Here is a 15,763-nt window from a genome sequence, read left to right on the forward strand (position 1 = left end):
CCCACGTGGCGGCGGCGGTGGTGGCCGTCCCGGCCAGCGCGGCGGCGCGGCCGGCGCGTTCGGCCGGCCCGGCGGTGCGCCGCGGCGCGGCCGCAAGTCCAAGCGGGCAAAACGCGCCGAGTACGAGAACATGCAGGCGCCGGTCGTCGGCGGCGTGCGGTTGCCGCACGGCAACGGCGAGACCATCCGGCTGGCCCGCGGCGCGTCCCTGTCCGACTTCGCCGAGAAGATCGACGCCAACCCGGCCTCGCTGGTGCAGGCGCTGTTCAACCTCGGCGAGATGGTGACGGCCACGCAGTCGGTCGGCGACGAGACGCTCGAGCTGCTGGGCAGCGAGATGAACTACGTCGTCCAGGTCGTCAGCCCCGAGGACGAGGACCGCGAGCTGCTGGAATCCTTCGACCTGACCTACGGCGAGGACGAAGGCGGCGAGGAGGACCTGCAGACCCGTCCGCCGGTGGTGACCGTCATGGGTCACGTCGACCACGGTAAGACGCGGCTGCTGGACACCATCCGGAAGGCCAGCGTGCGCGAGGGTGAGGCCGGCGGCATCACCCAGCACATCGGCGCCTACCAGGTCGCCGTCGACCTCGACGGCACCGAGCGGCCGATCACCTTCATCGACACCCCGGGTCACGAGGCGTTCACCGCCATGCGTGCCCGCGGCGCCAAGGCCACCGACATCGCCATCCTGGTGGTCGCCGCCGACGACGGCGTCATGCCGCAGACGGTGGAGGCCATCAACCACGCGCAGGCCGCCGACGTGCCCATCGTGGTGGCGGTCAACAAGATCGACAAGGAGGGCGCCGACCCGGCCAAGATCCGCGGTCAGCTCACCGAGTTCGGGCTTGTCGCCGAGGATTTCGGTGGCGACACGATGTTCGTCGACATCTCCGCCAAGGAGGGCACCAACATCTCCGCACTCGAGGAGGCGGTGCTGCTGACCGCCGACGCCGCCCTGGACCTGCGGGCCAACCCCGACATGGAGGCCCAGGGTGTGGCGATCGAGGCGCACCTCGACCGCGGCCGCGGACCGGTCGCCACGGTCCTGATCCAACGCGGCACGCTGCGGGTCGGCGACTCGGTGGTCGCCGGCGACGCCTACGGCCGCGTCCGGCGCATGGTCGACGAGCACGGCGAGGACGTCGAGGAGGCGCTGCCGTCGCGGCCGGTGCAGGTCATCGGGTTCACGTCGGTGCCCGGCGCCGGCGACAACTTCCTGGTGGTCGACGAGGACCGCATCGCCCGGCAGATCGCCGACCGGCGCAGCGCGCGCAAGCGCAACGCCCTGGCCGCGCGGTCGCGCAAGCGGATCAGCCTGGAGGACCTGGATTCGGCGCTGAAGGAAACCAGCCAGCTGAACCTGATCCTCAAGGGCGACAACGCCGGTACGGTCGAGGCGCTGGAGGAGGCCCTGATGGGCATCCAGGTCGACGACGAGGTGGCGCTGCGCGTCATCGACCGCGGCGTCGGCGGCATCACGGAGACCAACGTCAACCTGGCGTCGGCCTCGGACGCGATCATCATCGGCTTCAACGTGCGCGCCGAGGGCAAGGCGACCGAGCTGGCCAACCGCGAGGGCGTGGAGATCCGCTACTACTCGGTTATCTACCAGGCGATCGACGAGATCGAGAAGGCCCTGCGCGGCATGCTCAAGCCGATCTACGAGGAGAACCAGCTGGGTCGCGCCGAGATCCGGGCGATCTTCCGGTCCTCGAAGGTCGGCATCATCGCCGGCTGCATGATCAGCTCGGGTGTGGTGCGCCGCAACGCGAAGGCCCGGCTGCTGCGGGACAACATCGTGGTGGCCGACAACCTCTCGATCACCTCGCTGCGCCGGGAGAAGGACGATGTCACCGAGGTCCGCGAGGGCTTCGAATGCGGTATGACGCTGGGCTACTCCGACATCAAGGAGGGCGACATCATCGAGTCCTACGAGCTGGTCCAGAAGGAGCGCGCCTAACCACCGCTGACGATGCAGAACGAAGTGATGAGGAGGAAGCGGTGAATCACGATGCCTGACCCCGCCCGCGCGCGACGGTTGGCCAAACGGATCTTCACGATCGTCGCCTCGGCGATCGAGTTCGAGATCAAGGATCCCGGGCTGGACGGGGTGACCATCGTCGACGCGAAGGTGACCGCCGACCTGCACGACGCGACCGTGTTCTACACGGTGATGGGCCGCACGCTCGACGACGAGCCCGACTACGCCGCCGCCGCGGCCGCGCTGGAGCGGGCCAAGGGCGCGCTGCGCACCATGGTCGGGGCCGGCACCGGGGTGCGCTTCACGCCGACGCTGACGTTCAGCCGGGACACGACCGCCGACAGTGTGCAGCGCATGGACGAGTTGCTGGAGCGCGCCCGCGCCGCGGACGCCGACCTGGAACGGGTCCGCTCGGGTGCCAAGCCGGCCGGTGACGCCGATCCATATCGTGTGAGGGACACCGGTGACGGCGATCGACCCGAAGACTGACGTAGTGGGCGTCGACGCCCGCGGCGCCGCCGAGCTGCTGTCGGGCGCCGAGACGATCGCGGTGGTCGCCCACGTCCACCCCGACGCGGACACCATCGGCGCGGGGCTGGCGCTGGCCCTGGTACTGGACAAGTGCGGCAAGCGCGTCGAGGTCGGCTTCGCCGCGCCGGCGACCCTGCCGGAATCGCTGGCGTCGCTGCCCGGATGTCACCTGCTGGTCAGCCCCGACGGGATGAGCCGCGACGTCGATTTGGTTGTGACCGTGGACGTTCCGAGCGTCAAGCGGCTGGGGGCGCTGAGCGACCTGGCCGGTCCCGGCCGGCGGGTGCTGGTCATCGACCACCACGCCTCCAACGAGATGTTCGGCAGCGCCAACTTCATCGACGTGTCGGCGGACTCCACCACGATGATGATCGCCGACATCCTCGACGCGTGGGGCAAGCCGATCGATCTGGACGTGGCGCACTGCATCTACGCCGGGCTGACGACCGACACCGGCTCGTTCCGCTGGGCCAGCGCCCGCGCGCTGCGGCTGGCTGCCCGGCTGGTCGACGTCGGCGTCGACAACGCCGAGATCAGCCGAACGCTGATGGACACGCACCCGTTCGGGTGGCTGCCGTTGCTGTCGCGGGTGCTGGCCTCGGCGCAGTTGTTGCCCGATGCGGTCGGCGGTCGCGGGCTGGTCTACGCCGTCGTCGGGCATCGGGACTGGGTCGACTCCCGCCCGGAGGAAGTCGAGAGCATCGTCGACATCGTGCGGACCACGCAGCAGGCGGAGGTGGCGGCCGTCTTCAAGGAGGTCGACCCGCAGCGGTGGTCGGTGTCGATGCGGGCCAAGGCCGACGTGGATCTGGCGGCGGTCGCCTCAGAGTTCGGCGGTGGGGGACACCGGCTGGCCGCCGGCTATTCGACCGACGGCTCGATCGACGACGCGGTGGCGTCGCTGCGCGCGGCGCTCGGCTAGAAGGCCCAGCTGCCCGACGGGTCGAGCACGAAGCCGTGGTCCCCGCTGGTGGTGTCCAGGCAGGCGACGACGTTGCCGCCGTCGACCGCGCACGTCACGTTCAGGTAGGACAATTTCGCGCCCGCGGGCAACGGCTTGCCGCCCGAAGGCAGCGCGGGCGGGTTGCCGTCGCACCCGCCGTAGGTCATGCGGCTCAGCTCGTAGCCGGGTCCCTTGAAATTCACCGCGCCCACGACGCAATCGCCCGGCTTCGGGTGGCCCCCGCCCGGGAACGGCACGTCGTCCATGCCGGGCGCGTCGCCGCTGCACTTGATGTCCTGCGACGGTTGCGGCGCGGGCGCCGGGCCCCCGTAGAAGTCGCACACCAGCGTCGGCGTGACCGAAAAACTGATGCGGCGCCCGCCGCCCTGGCTCGGCGTCACGGCGTAGCCGTCCACGGGGACGGCGATGAACCTGTTCAGATCGGGAAATCCCGGCGGGGGCAGCGCCGCGGCCGGGGGTGCCGACGCCACTGCGGCTGCCGCGAGGGTCAGGCCTCCGAGGGCCCGCAAGGTGTGGCCGCGCATCGTCTCCTCCTAACGCACCTGGGCCCGACCGCGTTGCAGGACGGCGTCGCGGTTGGCGGCGATGTCGTCGCCGCTGGTGCGGAACTGCCTGGCCGCCATCGCCTCCATCCACAGCCCCGCGCTGGCCTGCGAGTCGTCGATCCGGTGATAGGACGCCAGCAACGCCCGGACCGCGTTCTGGTTGTTGCCGACGATGGAGGCTGCCACCTCGCGGGCCGTGGGCAGCAGCCGGTCGTGCGGGACCACCTCGGTCACCAGGCCGGCGCGCAGCGCGTCGGCGGCCGACAGGTAGTCGCCGGTGAGGCTCATGCGCCGGGCCAGGCCGATGCCGACCTTCTGCGGCAACCGCACGCTCAGCCCCCAGGTGGGCAGCAGCCCCACCCGGGCGTGCGTGTCGGCGAACCGGGCCTGCTCGGAGGCGATCAGGACGTCGCAGTACAGGGCCAGCTCCAGCCCGCCGGTGACCGCGGCACCGTTGATCGCGCCGATCACCGGCTTGGTCAGCGGCGGCCAGCGCGGCGAGATGTCCGGGAGCGCCGACTCGCCGCCCAGTTCCTTGAGGTCCAGCCCCGCGCAGAACACCGGGTCGGCGCCGGTGACGATGACCACGTCGACGTCGTCGTCGGTCTCCGCGTCGGTCAGGGCGCCGAAGAACTCGTCCCGCAGCGCCGCCGACAGCGCGTTGCGCGCCTGCGGCCGGTTGAGGGTCAGGGTGCGCACCCGCTCGTCGGTCTCGATCAGCAGGATGTCGTCGGTCATGTGTTCACCGTAGAGGGTGGCCCGCGGCGCTGACGTCGCCGAGCCTGCGCTGGGAGCGTCGATGCGCCGAAATCCCCGCGCTGAGCGCAGGCTCGATGGGCATCGGCGACCGGCTACCGCGCTTATCGTGGATCCCATGTGCCGGAACATCACCGAACTGCGTGGATTGCAGCCGGCGGCCACGCCGGAGGAGATCGCGGCGGCCGCGCGCCAGTACGTGCGCAAGGTCAGCGGCATCACCCACCCCTCGGCCGCCAACGCCGAGGCGTTCGAGGCCGCGATCGCCGAGGTCACCGCGACGACGACGCGACTGCTGGCTGCCCTGCCGCCGCGGCGCCGGCCGCCCAGGACCGTGCCGCCGTTGCGCCGGCCCGAGGTGGTGGCCCGCCTCGCCGGCGCGACATGACGCTCACCGCGACCATGCCCGCGCTCAAGGAGTGGAGCGCGGTGGTGCACGCGCTGCTCGACGGCCGGCAGCGCGTGCTGCTGCGCAAGGGCGGCATCGGCGAGAAGCGCTTCGAGCTTGCCGCCCGGGAGTTCGTGCTGTTCCCGACGGTCGCCCACAGCCACGCCCAGCGCGTCCGGCCCGAGCATCGCGACCTGCTGGACGCCGGGGCCGCCGACAGCACCGACGATCAGCTGGTGCTGCGGGCCGCCGCGAAAGTCGTTGCGGCACAAGAGGTCAACCGGCCCGATGGCCTCGCGGCGATCGAGGACCTGCACATCTGGACCGCCGAGTCGGTGCGCGAGGACCGGCTCGACTTCCGGCCCAAGCACAAGCTGGCCGTGCTGGTGGTGTCGGTGATCCCGCTGGCCGAGCCGGTGCGGATCACGCGGACCCCGCAGTACGCGGGGTGCACCAGCTGGGTGCAACTCCCGCTGACACCGGCCGATGTGCGGCTGGGCGCGCCGGTCTGCGACGAGGCCGCGTTAGACCGGGTCGCCCGCCGGGTCCGCGACGCGGTCGGCTGAGCGGCGATCGCAAGCGCGGCGTTGGGGGTACCCCCGCGAAGCTGGGGGACCGGGCGCTGCGGGTCGGCGCCGTCGGCTCAAGGCGCGCCGGGCCCGACGGGAAGCAGCAGCCGGGAGCGGCCGTAGTGCACGGCGTGGGTGGCCGGCGTGGACTGTCGGCCCGTCAGCAACGGTTCGTCGGTGCCGAGGTTGGGCACGTAACGCGGGAACCAGCTGCCCGCGATCAGCACCCGGATGCGCGACCCCGCGCGAAACCGGTGGGCGATGCCGTCCAGTTCGATTCGGACCGTCTTCGTCTTGCCGCTCAGCCGCCGGTATCCATCGCTGACGTTGCGCGACCGGCCATTGGCCCCGACCTCGCTCACCCGGACGAACAGGTCGGCGTGCGGATTGTCGGAGCTGTGCGCCAGCTCGATCACCGGGTTCCCGTACACGTACAGATCGTGGGTGAGGGTGAGGCCGGTGAAGGCGAGCACGTCGTCGCGCTCGGCGAGGCGGCTGTCGTCGCGGTAACCCCCGCTCGTGGCCAGTAGCGGACCGCCGGCGGTCGGCGTCGGGTCGGTGGGGTCGCAGCGAAACGTCGCCGGCGCCGGTCGTTTCAGGCCCGTCGGCGCGGTCTCGCCCAGGTGACCGCCCGGCCGCAGGTACAGCGCCCGTTCGGTGGTGGCCGGCGGCCAGTCGGGCAGGTGGCGCCAGCCCTGACCCCCGTCCGAGCCGGTGACGTACGCGTGCACCCTGCTGGGCCGGCGCAGCGGCGCGCCGCCCAGGTGGGCGTCCAGCCAGTCCAGCGTTTCCCGCGCGCTGATCGGCAGCGCCTTGCCGAGCAGCTGGGTGTGCGTCCAGGGACCCATCGTCAGCGCGACGTCGACGCCCCGGTCGCGCAGGTGCGCGTACTGCTGCAGCGTCTGCCGCACGAACAGGTCCTGCCAGCCGCCGATGAGCAGCACCGGCACCCGCACGCGATCCAGCGCCTCGCGGCACCGCAGCGAGTCCCAGAACGCGTCGGCGGCGTCCTCGTGTTCGACCCACGATTCGAACCACGGCGCACCCGTGCCGAGCAGCGCCCGCGCCGAGGCGCCCAGGGGCAGCGCACCCGCCGCCTCCGCCACCTTGCGCCGGGCCCGCAGCTGGCGCAGCGCCAGCCGCACCCGCGCCGGGTCCTCCTGGTGCGACACCAGGTCGCTCCAGCCCAGGAAGTCGTTGATGGCGAACGAACCCGTCCCCCACACGGAGGCGTTGAAATCGTGCGGACCGGCGGTGATGATGGCCGCGGCCAGCTCCGGCGGGGGATCCTGCAGCAGCGCCCACTGGGTGAAGCCCAGATACGACACCCCGACGGTGGCGAATCGACCGGTGAACCACGGCTGCTCGCGCAGCCACGCGGCGGTGTCGGCGCCGTCGGCGGCCTCGTTGACCATCGGTTCGAAGTCCCCGCCCGACCCGAACGTGCCGCGCACGCTCTGCAGCACGACGTGGTACCCCCGCGCGGCGTACAGCCGGGCGTATGCCAGCGAGAACGGGAACGCCCTGCCGTACGGCGCGCGGACCAGCAAGGTGCCCTTGGGGCTCGACGTGGCGGGCGCGTAGTGGTCGGCCGCCAGGTGCACCCCGTCGCGCATCGGCACGTCGACGCGCTCGACGGTGTAGTCGGTGGTCGCCCGCGGCAGGCCCAACACGCGGCCCAGCGCGGCGTCGCCGACACGGCTCAGCGGGCTTGGGGTGCGGTGCGCGAGACGGGTGGAGGTCGTACTCACGACCCCCAGGCTAGGTTCTTCGCCGGATTAAAACTTGTAATACGGTGCCAGGTCGTTGGCGCGCTGCACATTGGTGGACATGCAGTCGACCTCCGGGTTGGAGTAGACCGTCGAGAAGTACAGCGCCTGCTGCAGCACGCCGTAGCTGGTCTTGAACGCGACCATGCAGGAAAAGAACCAGAAGCTGTTGTGATAGGTCGGCTTCATCACCCAGTACTGCGCGGCGCGGTGACCCTGGATCGTCGTTTCGATGGCGTCGGGGGGCAGGGACTGCTCGTAGGTCCGCCAGATGATGGGCTCGACGGCCATCTGATAGTTGCCCGCGTCGAAGTGGCAGCGCAGCCCGTCCTCGTGTTCGGGCGGCGTGAACGCCAGCCCGAGGCGCTGCAAGGCGTCGAACGGAATGTCCTCGCACGCGTCGAAGGGGCGCGGGTCGGTCGTCGCGACGATGGGGCTCTTCATGGTGGTTTCCATCGGCTGGGCCGTCGACCGCAGCTCGACCGGCCCACCCCCGCTCGGCCCCGGCGGCGCGCTCTGCCAACCCACCGCCACCGCCGCGGCCAGCGCGCCCAGCGCGGAGATAAGACGCAGATTGGCGAACACCACACCCCCTGAGGCCTCAGCCGTCCGTTGCGAGTTGTGTACACGAGAACACGTTCTAATCCGGCAGGCAAGGGCCCGCCGCAAAACCGGCTCGGCGGAGCGAGTCGTTAGGCTGGTTAGTCGTGGTGACATCGGAATCGACCAACGGGGCGCAGCCGACGCTGTGGGCGGTTTCCGACCTGCATACCGGCCACCTCGGCAACAAGCCGGTCACCGAATCGCTGCATCCGTCCTCGCCGGAGGACTGGCTGATCGTCGCCGGCGACGTCGCCGAACGCACCGACGACATCCGCTGGGCGCTTGACCTGCTGCGGCGGCGCTTCGCCAAGGTGATCTGGGTGCCCGGCAACCACGAGCTGTGGACCACCAGCCGCGACCCCATGCAGGTCTTCGGCAGGGCCCGCTACGACTACCTGGTCGACATGTGCGACGAGCTGGGCGTGGTCAGCCCCGAGCACCCGTTCCCGGTGTGGACCGAACGCGGCGGCCCGGCCACGATCGTGCCGATGTTCCTGCTGTACGACTACACCTTCTTGCCGGAGGGTGCGACGAGCAAAGCCGAGGGGCTGGCCATCGCGCGGGAGCGCAACGTGGTCGCCACCGACGAATTCCTGCTCTCCTGCGAGCCCTACGCCAGCCGCGAGGCCTGGTGCCGGGAGCGGCTGGCCGCCACCCGGGCCCGCCTCGAGGAGCTCGACTGGATGACGCCGACCGTCCTGGTGAACCACTTCCCGCTGGTCCGGGACCCCTGCGACGCGCTGTTCTACCCGGAATTCTCGCTGTGGTGCGGGACCACCAAGACCGCCGACTGGCACACCCGCTACAACGCCATCTGCTCGGTGTACGGGCACCTGCACATCCCGCGCACCACCTGGTACGACGACGTGCGCTTCGAGGAGGTGTCGGTCGGCTACCCGCGCGAGTGGCGCCGCCGCAAGCCGTACAGCTGGTTGCGCCAGGTGCTACCGGATCCCCAGTACGCGCCGGGCTATCTCAACGACTTCGGCGGTCACTTCGTGATCACCCCCGAGATGCGCAAGCAGGCCGTGCAGTTCCGGGAACGAGTGCGGCAGCGGCAATCCCGATGACGGGCCGCACGCTGGTGTCGTCGGTGTTGCCCGACGCCCTGCTCTCTTCGGGTTCGGCGGATCTCGCCTATTCCGAGGTGTACTCCGACCCGCCGGGCCTGACGCCGCTGCCCGAAGAGGAGCCGCTGATCGCCAAGTCGGTTGCCAAGCGGCGCAACGAGTTCATCACCGTGCGGCACTGCGCCCGTGTCGCGATGGGCGAGCTCGGGCTGCCCCCGGTGCCGATCCTCAAGGGCGACAAGGGGGAGCCCTGCTGGCCCGACGGCGTGGTGGGCAGCCTCACCCACTGCACCGGCTACCGCGGCGCGGTGGTGGGCCGCGCCGGCGCGGTGCGCTCGGTGGGCATCGACGCCGAACCGCACGACGTGCTGCCCGACGGCGTGCTGGGCGCGATCGCGCTGGAGGAGGAGCGCCACGAGATCGCCGCGCTGCCCGGGGGGCTGCACTGGGACCGGATCCTGTTCTGCGCCAAGGAGGCGACGTACAAGGCCTGGTTCCCGCTGACCAAGCGGTGGCTGGGTTTCGAGGACGCCCACATCGTGTTCGACCCCGATTCGCGGACCACCGGGGCGTTCGTCTCCAAGATCCTGATCGACGGGGAGGCGCTGTCGGGTCCGCCGCTGACGTCGCTGCGGGGCCGTTGGTCGGTCGAGCGCGGGCTGGTGATCACCGGGATCGTGCTTTGACCGGTCTGGGCATCGGTCCGGGAATAGTCGTCGTCGACAAGCCGCCCGGGATGACCAGTCACGACGTGGTGGGGCGGTGCCGGCGCATCTTCGCCACCCGCCGGGTGGGCCACGCCGGGACGCTGGACCCGATGGCCACCGGCGTGCTGGTGATCGGCGTCGACCGGGCCACCAAGATCCTCGGCCTGCTGACCGCGGCGTCGAAGTCGTATGCCGCCACCATCCGCCTGGGCCAGACCACGTCCACCGAGGACGCCGAAGGTGAAGTGCTGCAATCTGTTCCGGCCGGACACCTGACCGACGCGGCGATCGGCGCCGCCATCGACGGGCTGCGCGGCGACATCGAGCAGGTGCCGTCGGCGGTCAGCGCGATCAAGGTGGACGGCCGGCGCGCCTACCGGCTGGTCCGGGAGGGTCAGGCCGTCGAGCTGGCGGCCCGGCCGGTGCGCATCGACCGGTTCGACGTGCGGGCCGTGCGCCGGGCCGGTGACGTTGTCGACGTCGACGTCGAGGTCGACTGCTCGTCGGGGACCTACATCCGCGCGCTGGCCCGCGACCTCGGCGCGGAGCTCGGGGTCGGGGGGCACCTGACGGCGTTGCGGCGCACCCGCGTCGGGCGTTTCGGGCTGGACCGGGCGCACTCGCTGGACGACCTGGCCGAGCGCCCGCGGCTGACCTGGCCGCTGGACGAGGCGTGCCTGCTGCTGTTTCCGCGCCGCGACCTGTCCGCCGAGCAGGCCGAGGCGGCCGGCAACGGCAGGCCCCTGCCGGCGGCCGGGATCGACGGGGTCTACGCCGCCGCCGACGCCGGCGGCCGGGTGATCGCGCTGCTGCGCGACGACGGTTCGCGGACCAAGTCGGTCGTGGTGATTCGCCCCTCGACGCTGTCGCGGTAGGTTCTTACGGGTGAGCGAAGACAGGGTCCGCGTGCGCGTCGGGGACGGTGGCGTGGCCATGGTGACAATGGTGCGCACCGACAAGCACAATGCGCTCGACCAAGCCATGTTCGAGGGCTTGATGAATGCGGCAGGGCAACTGGCAGAAGACAAATCGGTTCGCGCGGTCGTGCTGCACGGCGAGGGCAAGAGCTTCTGCTCGGGCCTGGACGTCGCCAGCTTCATGTCTGGACAGGGCGGCACCGGGGTGCTGCTGGAACGCGACGGCGACCGGGTGGCCAACTTCGCGCAACGGGTGGCCTACGACTGGTCCCTGGTGCCGGCGCCGGTCATCGCGGCGATTCACGGGAACTGCTTCGGCGGCGGCCTGCAGATCGCGCTGGGCGCCGACATCCGGATCGCCGCACCGGACGCGAAGCTGTCCATCATGGAGGTCAAGTGGGGGCTGGTCCCCGACATGGGCATCACGCAGACACTGCCGCGGCTCGTCCCCATCGACGTTGCCAAGGAGCTGACCTTCACCGGCCGCATTGTGCTCGGCAGCGAAGCTTTGGCGCTCGGACTGGTCACGCGAAACAGCGACGATCCGCTGGCCTCGGCGAAGCAACTCGCGGACGAGATCGCGCGGAAATCTCCCGACGCCGTTCGCGCCGCCAAGCGTCTCTACGACGAAACGTGGCTCAGCAACGACGCCGCGGCCGCCCTCAAACGCGAATCCGAGCTGCAAGTCGGGCTGCTCGGCAAGCCCAATCAGCTTGCCGCCGTGGTCGCCGGAATGTCGGGCGAGGACCCGGTCTTCGCCGACCCCGCCTGACGTCGGGCGCCCCGGCAGCGACGGGGGTTCCAGCGACCACGTTGACCCGGCTAAGCTCCCGACCAGACGGGTGTCAACTCGCCCCACATCTCCGGGAAGGCGTGCTATGTCCAACAAGGTTTACGTCGTCGGCGTCGGCATGACGAAATTCGAGAAGCCGGGCCGCCGCGAGGGCTGGGACTACCCGGACATGGCGAGGGAGTCGGGCACCAACGCGCTGACCGACGCCGGCGTCGACTACCGCGAGGTGCAGCAGGGCTACGTCGGCTACGTCGCCGGCGACTCGACGTCCGGGCAGCGGGCGCTCTACGAGCTGGGCATGACCGGCATCCCGGTCGTCAACGTCAACAACAACTGCTCGACCGGCTCGACGGCGCTGTTCTTGGCCGCGCAGGCCGTCCGCGGCGGGATCGTCGACTGCGCCATCGCGCTCGGCTTCGAGAAGATGCAACCCGGCGCGCTGAGCGGCGGCGCCTCCGACCGCGAGTCGCCGATGGGCAAACACGTCAAGGCGATGGCCGAGATCGACGAGTTCGCGATGCCCGTCGCGCCGTGGATGTTCGGCGCCGCCGGCCGCGAGCACATGCGCCAATACGGCACCACCGCAGAGCATTTCGCCAAGATCGGCTACAAGAATCACAAGCACTCCACCAACAACCCGTTCGCGCAGTTCCAGGAGTCCTACACGCTCGACGACATCCTGGCGTCGCGGATGATCTCCGACCCGCTCACCAAGCTGCAGTGCTCGCCCACGTCCGACGGTTCGGGCGCGGCGATCGTGGCCTCGGAGAGCTTCGTCGACCGCCACGGGCTGGCCGGCCAGGCCGTGGAGATCGTCGGCCAGGCGATGACCACCGACTTCGCCTCGACGTTCGACGGCAGCGCGAAGAACCTCATCGGCTACGACATGAACGTGCAAGCCGCGCAACAGGTTTACGACCAGTCCGGGCTGGGCCCCGAGGACTTCCAGGTGATCGAGCTGCACGACTGCTTCTCGGCCAACGAGCTGCTGCTGTACGAGGCCCTCGGCCTGTGCGCCCCGGGCGAGGCGCCGAAGCTGGTGGACAACGGCGACACCACCTACGGCGGCCGCTGGGTGGTCAACCCGTCCGGCGGGCTGATCTCCAAGGGACACCCGCTCGGCGCGACCGGGCTGGCGCAGTGCGCCGAGCTGACCTGGCAGCTGCGCGGAACCGCCGAGGCGCGGCAGGTCGACAACGTGACCGCGGCGCTGCAGCACAACATCGGGCTGGGCGGGGCCGCCGTCGTCACCGCCTACCAGCGCGCCGAGCGCTAAGGGCGCGATGTTCGAATGGTCCGAGACGGACCTGATGGTCCGGGATGCCGTTCGCCAGTTCGTCGACAAGGAGATCCGGCCGCACCTCGACGAGCTGGAGACGGGTGAGCTGTCGCCCTATCCGATCGCCCGCAAGCTGTTCAGCCAGTTCGGCCTCGACGCGATGGCCGCCGAGTCCGTCAAGTCGATGCTGGAACGCGAGCGCGCCAGGCAAGCGGGTGAGGCGGCCGAGGAAAAGGGCGACGGCGCAGGCGGTTTCGGGGCGCAGGGTTCGATGGTCGCGGTGCTGGTCTCCGAAATCGCCCGCGTCAGCATCGGGTTGCTGAGCACCGCGTCGGTCAGCCTCGGACTGGGCGCGGCGACCATCATGAGCCGCGGAACGCTGGCCCAGAAGGAGCGCTGGCTGCCCGACCTGATGACGCTGAAGAAGATCGCGGCGTGGGCCATCACGGAGCCGGACTCCGGCTCGGACGCGTTCGGCGGCATGAAGACCTACGTCAAGCGCGACGGCGAAGACTACATCCTCAACGGGCAGAAAACCTTCATCACCAACGGGCCCTGCGCAGACGTCCTGGTGGTTTACGCCAAGCTCGACGACGGCGACGCGGGCCCGGACAAGAAGGTGGACAAGCGCAACCGGCCGGTGCTGATCTTCGTGCTGGATGCGGGCATGCCGGGCCTGACGCAGGGCAAGCCGTTCAAGAAGATGGGCATGATGTCCTCGCCGACGGGCGAATTGTTCTTCGACAACGTGCGGCTGACGCCCGACCGGCTGCTCGGCGAGAACCGCCAGCACGCCGGCGGGGACGGCCGCGACAGCGCCCGCGACAATTTCGCCGCGGAACGCATCGGGATCGCGATGATGGCGCTGGGCATCATCAACGAATGCCACCGGCTGTGCGTGGACTACGCCAAGACCCGCACGCTGTGGGGCCGCAACATCGGGCAGTTCCAGCTGATCCAGCTCAAGCTGGCCAAGATGGAAATCGCGCGGATGAACGTGCAGAACATGGTGTTTCAGACGATCGAGCGGCAGCAGGCGGGCAAACCGCTGACGCTCGCCGAGGCGTCGGCGATCAAGCTGTACTCCTCGGAGGCGGCCACCGACGTCGCGATGGACGCCGTGCAGCTGTTCGGCGGCAACGGCTACATGGCCGAATACCGCGTGGAGCAGCTGGCCCGCGACGCCAAGTCCCTGATGATCTACGCCGGCAGCAACGAGGTTCAGGTCACCCACATCGCCAAGGGCCTATTGAGCTGAACCCTTTCGCGCCGAGCGTGAAGTGAGCGCGAAAAATTTGCCGAAATCTCGCAGTGGGTTCACGCTCGGCGCTAGGACTCAGGCGACGACCCAGATCGCGCGCGCGGCCGGGCTGCCCAGGTCGACGGTGCACTCGGCGCCGTCGGCGGCCTGGATCGCGACGGAGATCATGCCGGCGAATTCGCGGCGGGTCAGCACGCGCAGCCGCGAGTCCAGGTGGATGCCGACGTCGGTGAAGTAGCGCAGCATCTCCGGATCGGAATCGGAAATGCGGGCGACCGTGCCGGTGTCCCCGTCGCCGCAGGCCCACAGCTGGCGGGCCGGCGGCGTGGGCACCTGCCCGTCGGAGGCGGGGATGGGGTCGCCATGCGGGTCGCGCTGCGGATACCCCAGCTTGGCGTCGATGCGGGCGACCAGGCGATCCGATACCGCGTGCTCGAGCACCTCGGCCTCGTCGTGCACCTCGTCCCAGCCGTAGCCGAGCTCGTTGACCAGGAAGGTCTCCAACAACCGGTGGCGGCGCACCACCTCGAGGGCCGCCCGGCGCCCGGCCTCGGTCAGCGTCACCGCGCCGTACTTCTCGTGGTCGACCAGGCCCTGCTCGGCGAGCTTGCGGATCGACTCCGAGGCGGTGCTGGCCGACACCCCGATCCGGTCGGCCAGCATCTTGGTGCTGACCTTCTGCGCGGACCCGTCGGTGGACCATTCCTGCGCATTCCAAATGACCTTCAAATAGTCCTGGCCGACCGCGGTGATACCGCCAGGCTCGTCGTCAGCCCTCACAAGCAGAAAGTTTAGGCAACCCACCCCTGATTCGGGGTGCCGCGCTCCGATCTGGCGCGCCACACCCCGGTGTGGCGCCGTAGGCTAGCGGTCGTGCAGCGGTGGCGCGGCCAAGACGAGATTCCCACGGACTGGGGCAGATGCGTGGTCACCATCGGGGTGTTCGATGGTGTCCATCGCGGCCACGCCGAGCTGATCGCGCACGCGGTGAAGGCCGCCCGCGCCCGCAACGTGCCGACCGTGCTGATGACGTTCGACCCGCACCCGATGGAAGTGGTCTATCCCGGCAGCCACCCCGCGCAGCTCACGACCCTGACCCGCCGCGCCGAGCTCGTCGAGGAGCTGGGCATCGACGTTTTCCTGGTGATGCCGTTCACCAGCGACTTCATGAAGCTCACCCCGGAGCGCTACATCCACGAGCTGCTGGTGGAGAACCTGCACGTGGTGGAGGTTGTGGTGGGGGAGAACTTCACGTTCGGCAAGAAGGCGGCCGGCAACGTCGAGACGTTGCGGCGCGCCGGCGACCGGTTCGGATTCGCGGTGGAGTCGATGTCGCTGCTGTCCGAGCATCACAGCAACGAGACCGTGACGTTCTCGTCCACCTACATCCGTTCCTGCGTGGACGCCGGCGACGTGGTAGCCGCCACCGAGGCCCTGGGCCGCCCGCATCGCGTCGAGGGCGTCGTCGTCCGGGGCGAGGGGCGGGGCATGGAGCTGGGCTTTCCCACCGCCAACGTGGCCCCGCCGATGTATTCGGCCATCCCGGCCGACGGCGTGTACGCGGCCTGGTAGCGCTCGCCCGGGACGACGGTGCCGGCCACCGGTCCGTGCCCGAGCACGGTGAACC

At 70.2% G+C, this 15,763-nt stretch carries 16 protein-coding genes and 1 pseudogene; 12 read left to right on the forward strand and 5 right to left on the reverse strand.

Features of this window, described 5'->3' with window-relative positions; translation table 11 throughout:
• The 3 genes from infB to A5673_RS13680 all read left to right on the forward strand — a co-directional run.
• On the forward strand, positions 1-1,963 hold a 1,963-nt coding region (gene infB, locus A5673_RS13670), incomplete at its 5' end, for a translation initiation factor IF-2 (protein WP_068232857.1).
• A gap of 51 nt (positions 1,964-2,014) precedes the next feature.
• Positions 2,015-2,473, forward strand: a complete 459-nt coding sequence (rbfA, locus tag A5673_RS13675) for a 30S ribosome-binding factor RbfA (protein WP_068232859.1) — start codon at positions 2,015-2,017, stop codon at positions 2,471-2,473.
• Complete coding sequence (locus tag A5673_RS13680) at positions 2,448-3,437, forward strand: bifunctional oligoribonuclease/PAP phosphatase NrnA (protein ID WP_156748184.1); 990 nt, start codon at positions 2,448-2,450, stop codon at positions 3,435-3,437. The genes rbfA and A5673_RS13680 overlap by 26 nt, the downstream gene beginning before the upstream one ends.
• Here the strand turns inward: A5673_RS13680 and A5673_RS13685 are convergent.
• Together A5673_RS13685 and A5673_RS13690 are read right to left on the reverse strand one after the other, a co-directional pair.
• The gene (locus tag A5673_RS13685; RefSeq protein WP_068232866.1) at positions 3,434-4,003 is read right to left on the reverse strand and encodes a hypothetical protein; all 570 of its coding nucleotides are present in this window, start codon (positions 4,001-4,003) and stop codon (positions 3,434-3,436) included. The two genes, A5673_RS13680 and A5673_RS13685, sit on opposite strands and share 4 nt — an antisense overlap.
• A 9-nt stretch (positions 4,004-4,012) precedes the next feature.
• Entirely contained in the window at positions 4,013-4,762 is a 750-nt protein-coding gene (locus A5673_RS13690; protein WP_068232867.1) for an enoyl-CoA hydratase, read from the reverse strand.
• Between the two features lie 136 nt (positions 4,763-4,898).
• On the opposite strand from A5673_RS13690, the gene A5673_RS13695 reads away from it, so the two are divergent.
• Positions 4,899-5,168, forward strand: a complete 270-nt coding sequence (locus A5673_RS13695) for a DUF2277 family protein (RefSeq protein ID WP_068232872.1) — start codon at positions 4,899-4,901, stop codon at positions 5,166-5,168.
• Positions 5,165-5,734 (forward strand): DUF1802 family protein, encoded by a 570-nt coding sequence (locus A5673_RS13700; protein WP_068232875.1) that lies wholly within the window; start codon positions 5,165-5,167, stop codon positions 5,732-5,734. The genes A5673_RS13695 and A5673_RS13700 overlap by 4 nt, the downstream gene beginning before the upstream one ends.
• A gap of 77 nt (positions 5,735-5,811) precedes the next feature.
• Here A5673_RS13700 and A5673_RS13705 read toward each other — a convergent pair whose 3' ends face one another.
• The gene (locus tag A5673_RS13705) at positions 5,812-7,488 is read right to left on the reverse strand and encodes a CocE/NonD family hydrolase (RefSeq protein WP_068232879.1); all 1,677 of its coding nucleotides are present in this window, start codon (positions 7,486-7,488) and stop codon (positions 5,812-5,814) included.
• A 27-nt stretch (positions 7,489-7,515) separates the two neighbouring features.
• Positions 7,516-8,091 carry a DUF3558 domain-containing protein gene (locus tag A5673_RS13710; protein ID WP_068232899.1) on the reverse strand — a complete coding sequence of 192 codons (576 nt, stop codon included), beginning with the start codon at positions 8,089-8,091 and terminating at the stop codon, positions 7,516-7,518.
• Positions 8,092-8,213: 122 nt separating this feature from the next.
• On the opposite strand from A5673_RS13710, the gene A5673_RS13715 reads away from it, so the two are divergent.
• The 6 genes from A5673_RS13715 to A5673_RS13740 all read left to right on the forward strand — a co-directional run bounded on the left by A5673_RS13715 (position 8,214) and on the right by A5673_RS13740 (position 14,133).
• The gene (locus A5673_RS13715; protein ID WP_068232882.1) at positions 8,214-9,179 is read left to right on the forward strand and encodes a metallophosphoesterase; all 966 of its coding nucleotides are present in this window, start codon (positions 8,214-8,216) and stop codon (positions 9,177-9,179) included.
• On the forward strand, positions 9,176-9,865 hold the full coding sequence (locus A5673_RS13720) for a 4'-phosphopantetheinyl transferase (RefSeq protein WP_068232885.1): 690 nt from the start codon (positions 9,176-9,178) through the stop codon (positions 9,863-9,865). The genes A5673_RS13715 and A5673_RS13720 overlap by 4 nt, the downstream gene beginning before the upstream one ends.
• 5 nt (positions 9,866-9,870) lie before the next feature.
• Positions 9,871-10,761, forward strand: a complete 891-nt coding sequence (gene truB / locus A5673_RS13725) for a tRNA pseudouridine(55) synthase TruB (RefSeq protein WP_255396644.1) — start codon at positions 9,871-9,873, stop codon at positions 10,759-10,761.
• Between the two features lie 10 nt (positions 10,762-10,771).
• Positions 10,772-11,575 carry a crotonase/enoyl-CoA hydratase family protein gene (locus A5673_RS13730; protein WP_068232888.1) on the forward strand — a complete coding sequence of 268 codons (804 nt, stop codon included), beginning with the start codon at positions 10,772-10,774 and terminating at the stop codon, positions 11,573-11,575.
• A gap of 106 nt (positions 11,576-11,681) precedes the next feature.
• On the forward strand, positions 11,682-12,872 hold the full coding sequence (locus A5673_RS13735) for a lipid-transfer protein (protein WP_068232890.1): 1,191 nt from the start codon (positions 11,682-11,684) through the stop codon (positions 12,870-12,872).
• Between the two features lie 7 nt (positions 12,873-12,879).
• Complete coding sequence (locus A5673_RS13740) at positions 12,880-14,133, forward strand: acyl-CoA dehydrogenase family protein (RefSeq protein ID WP_068232893.1); 1,254 nt, start codon at positions 12,880-12,882, stop codon at positions 14,131-14,133.
• Between the two features lie 78 nt (positions 14,134-14,211).
• On the opposite strand, the gene mntR is transcribed toward A5673_RS13740, so the two are convergent.
• Positions 14,212-14,916: a manganese-binding transcriptional regulator MntR gene (gene mntR, locus A5673_RS13745; protein ID WP_068232895.1), complete on the reverse strand. Its 705-nt coding sequence runs from the start codon at positions 14,914-14,916 to the stop codon at positions 14,212-14,214.
• Between the two features lie 93 nt (positions 14,917-15,009).
• On the opposite strand from mntR, the pseudogene A5673_RS13750 reads away from it, so the two are divergent.
• Positions 15,010-15,705: pseudogene (locus A5673_RS13750) on the forward strand (bifunctional riboflavin kinase/FAD synthetase); the annotation flags it as partial.
• Between the last annotated feature and the right edge of the window lie 58 nt (positions 15,706-15,763).

Origin of the sequence: Mycobacterium sp. E3198 (assembly GCF_001667015.1) — a bacterium.
Lineage (GTDB): Bacteria > Actinomycetota > Actinomycetes > Mycobacteriales > Mycobacteriaceae > Mycobacterium.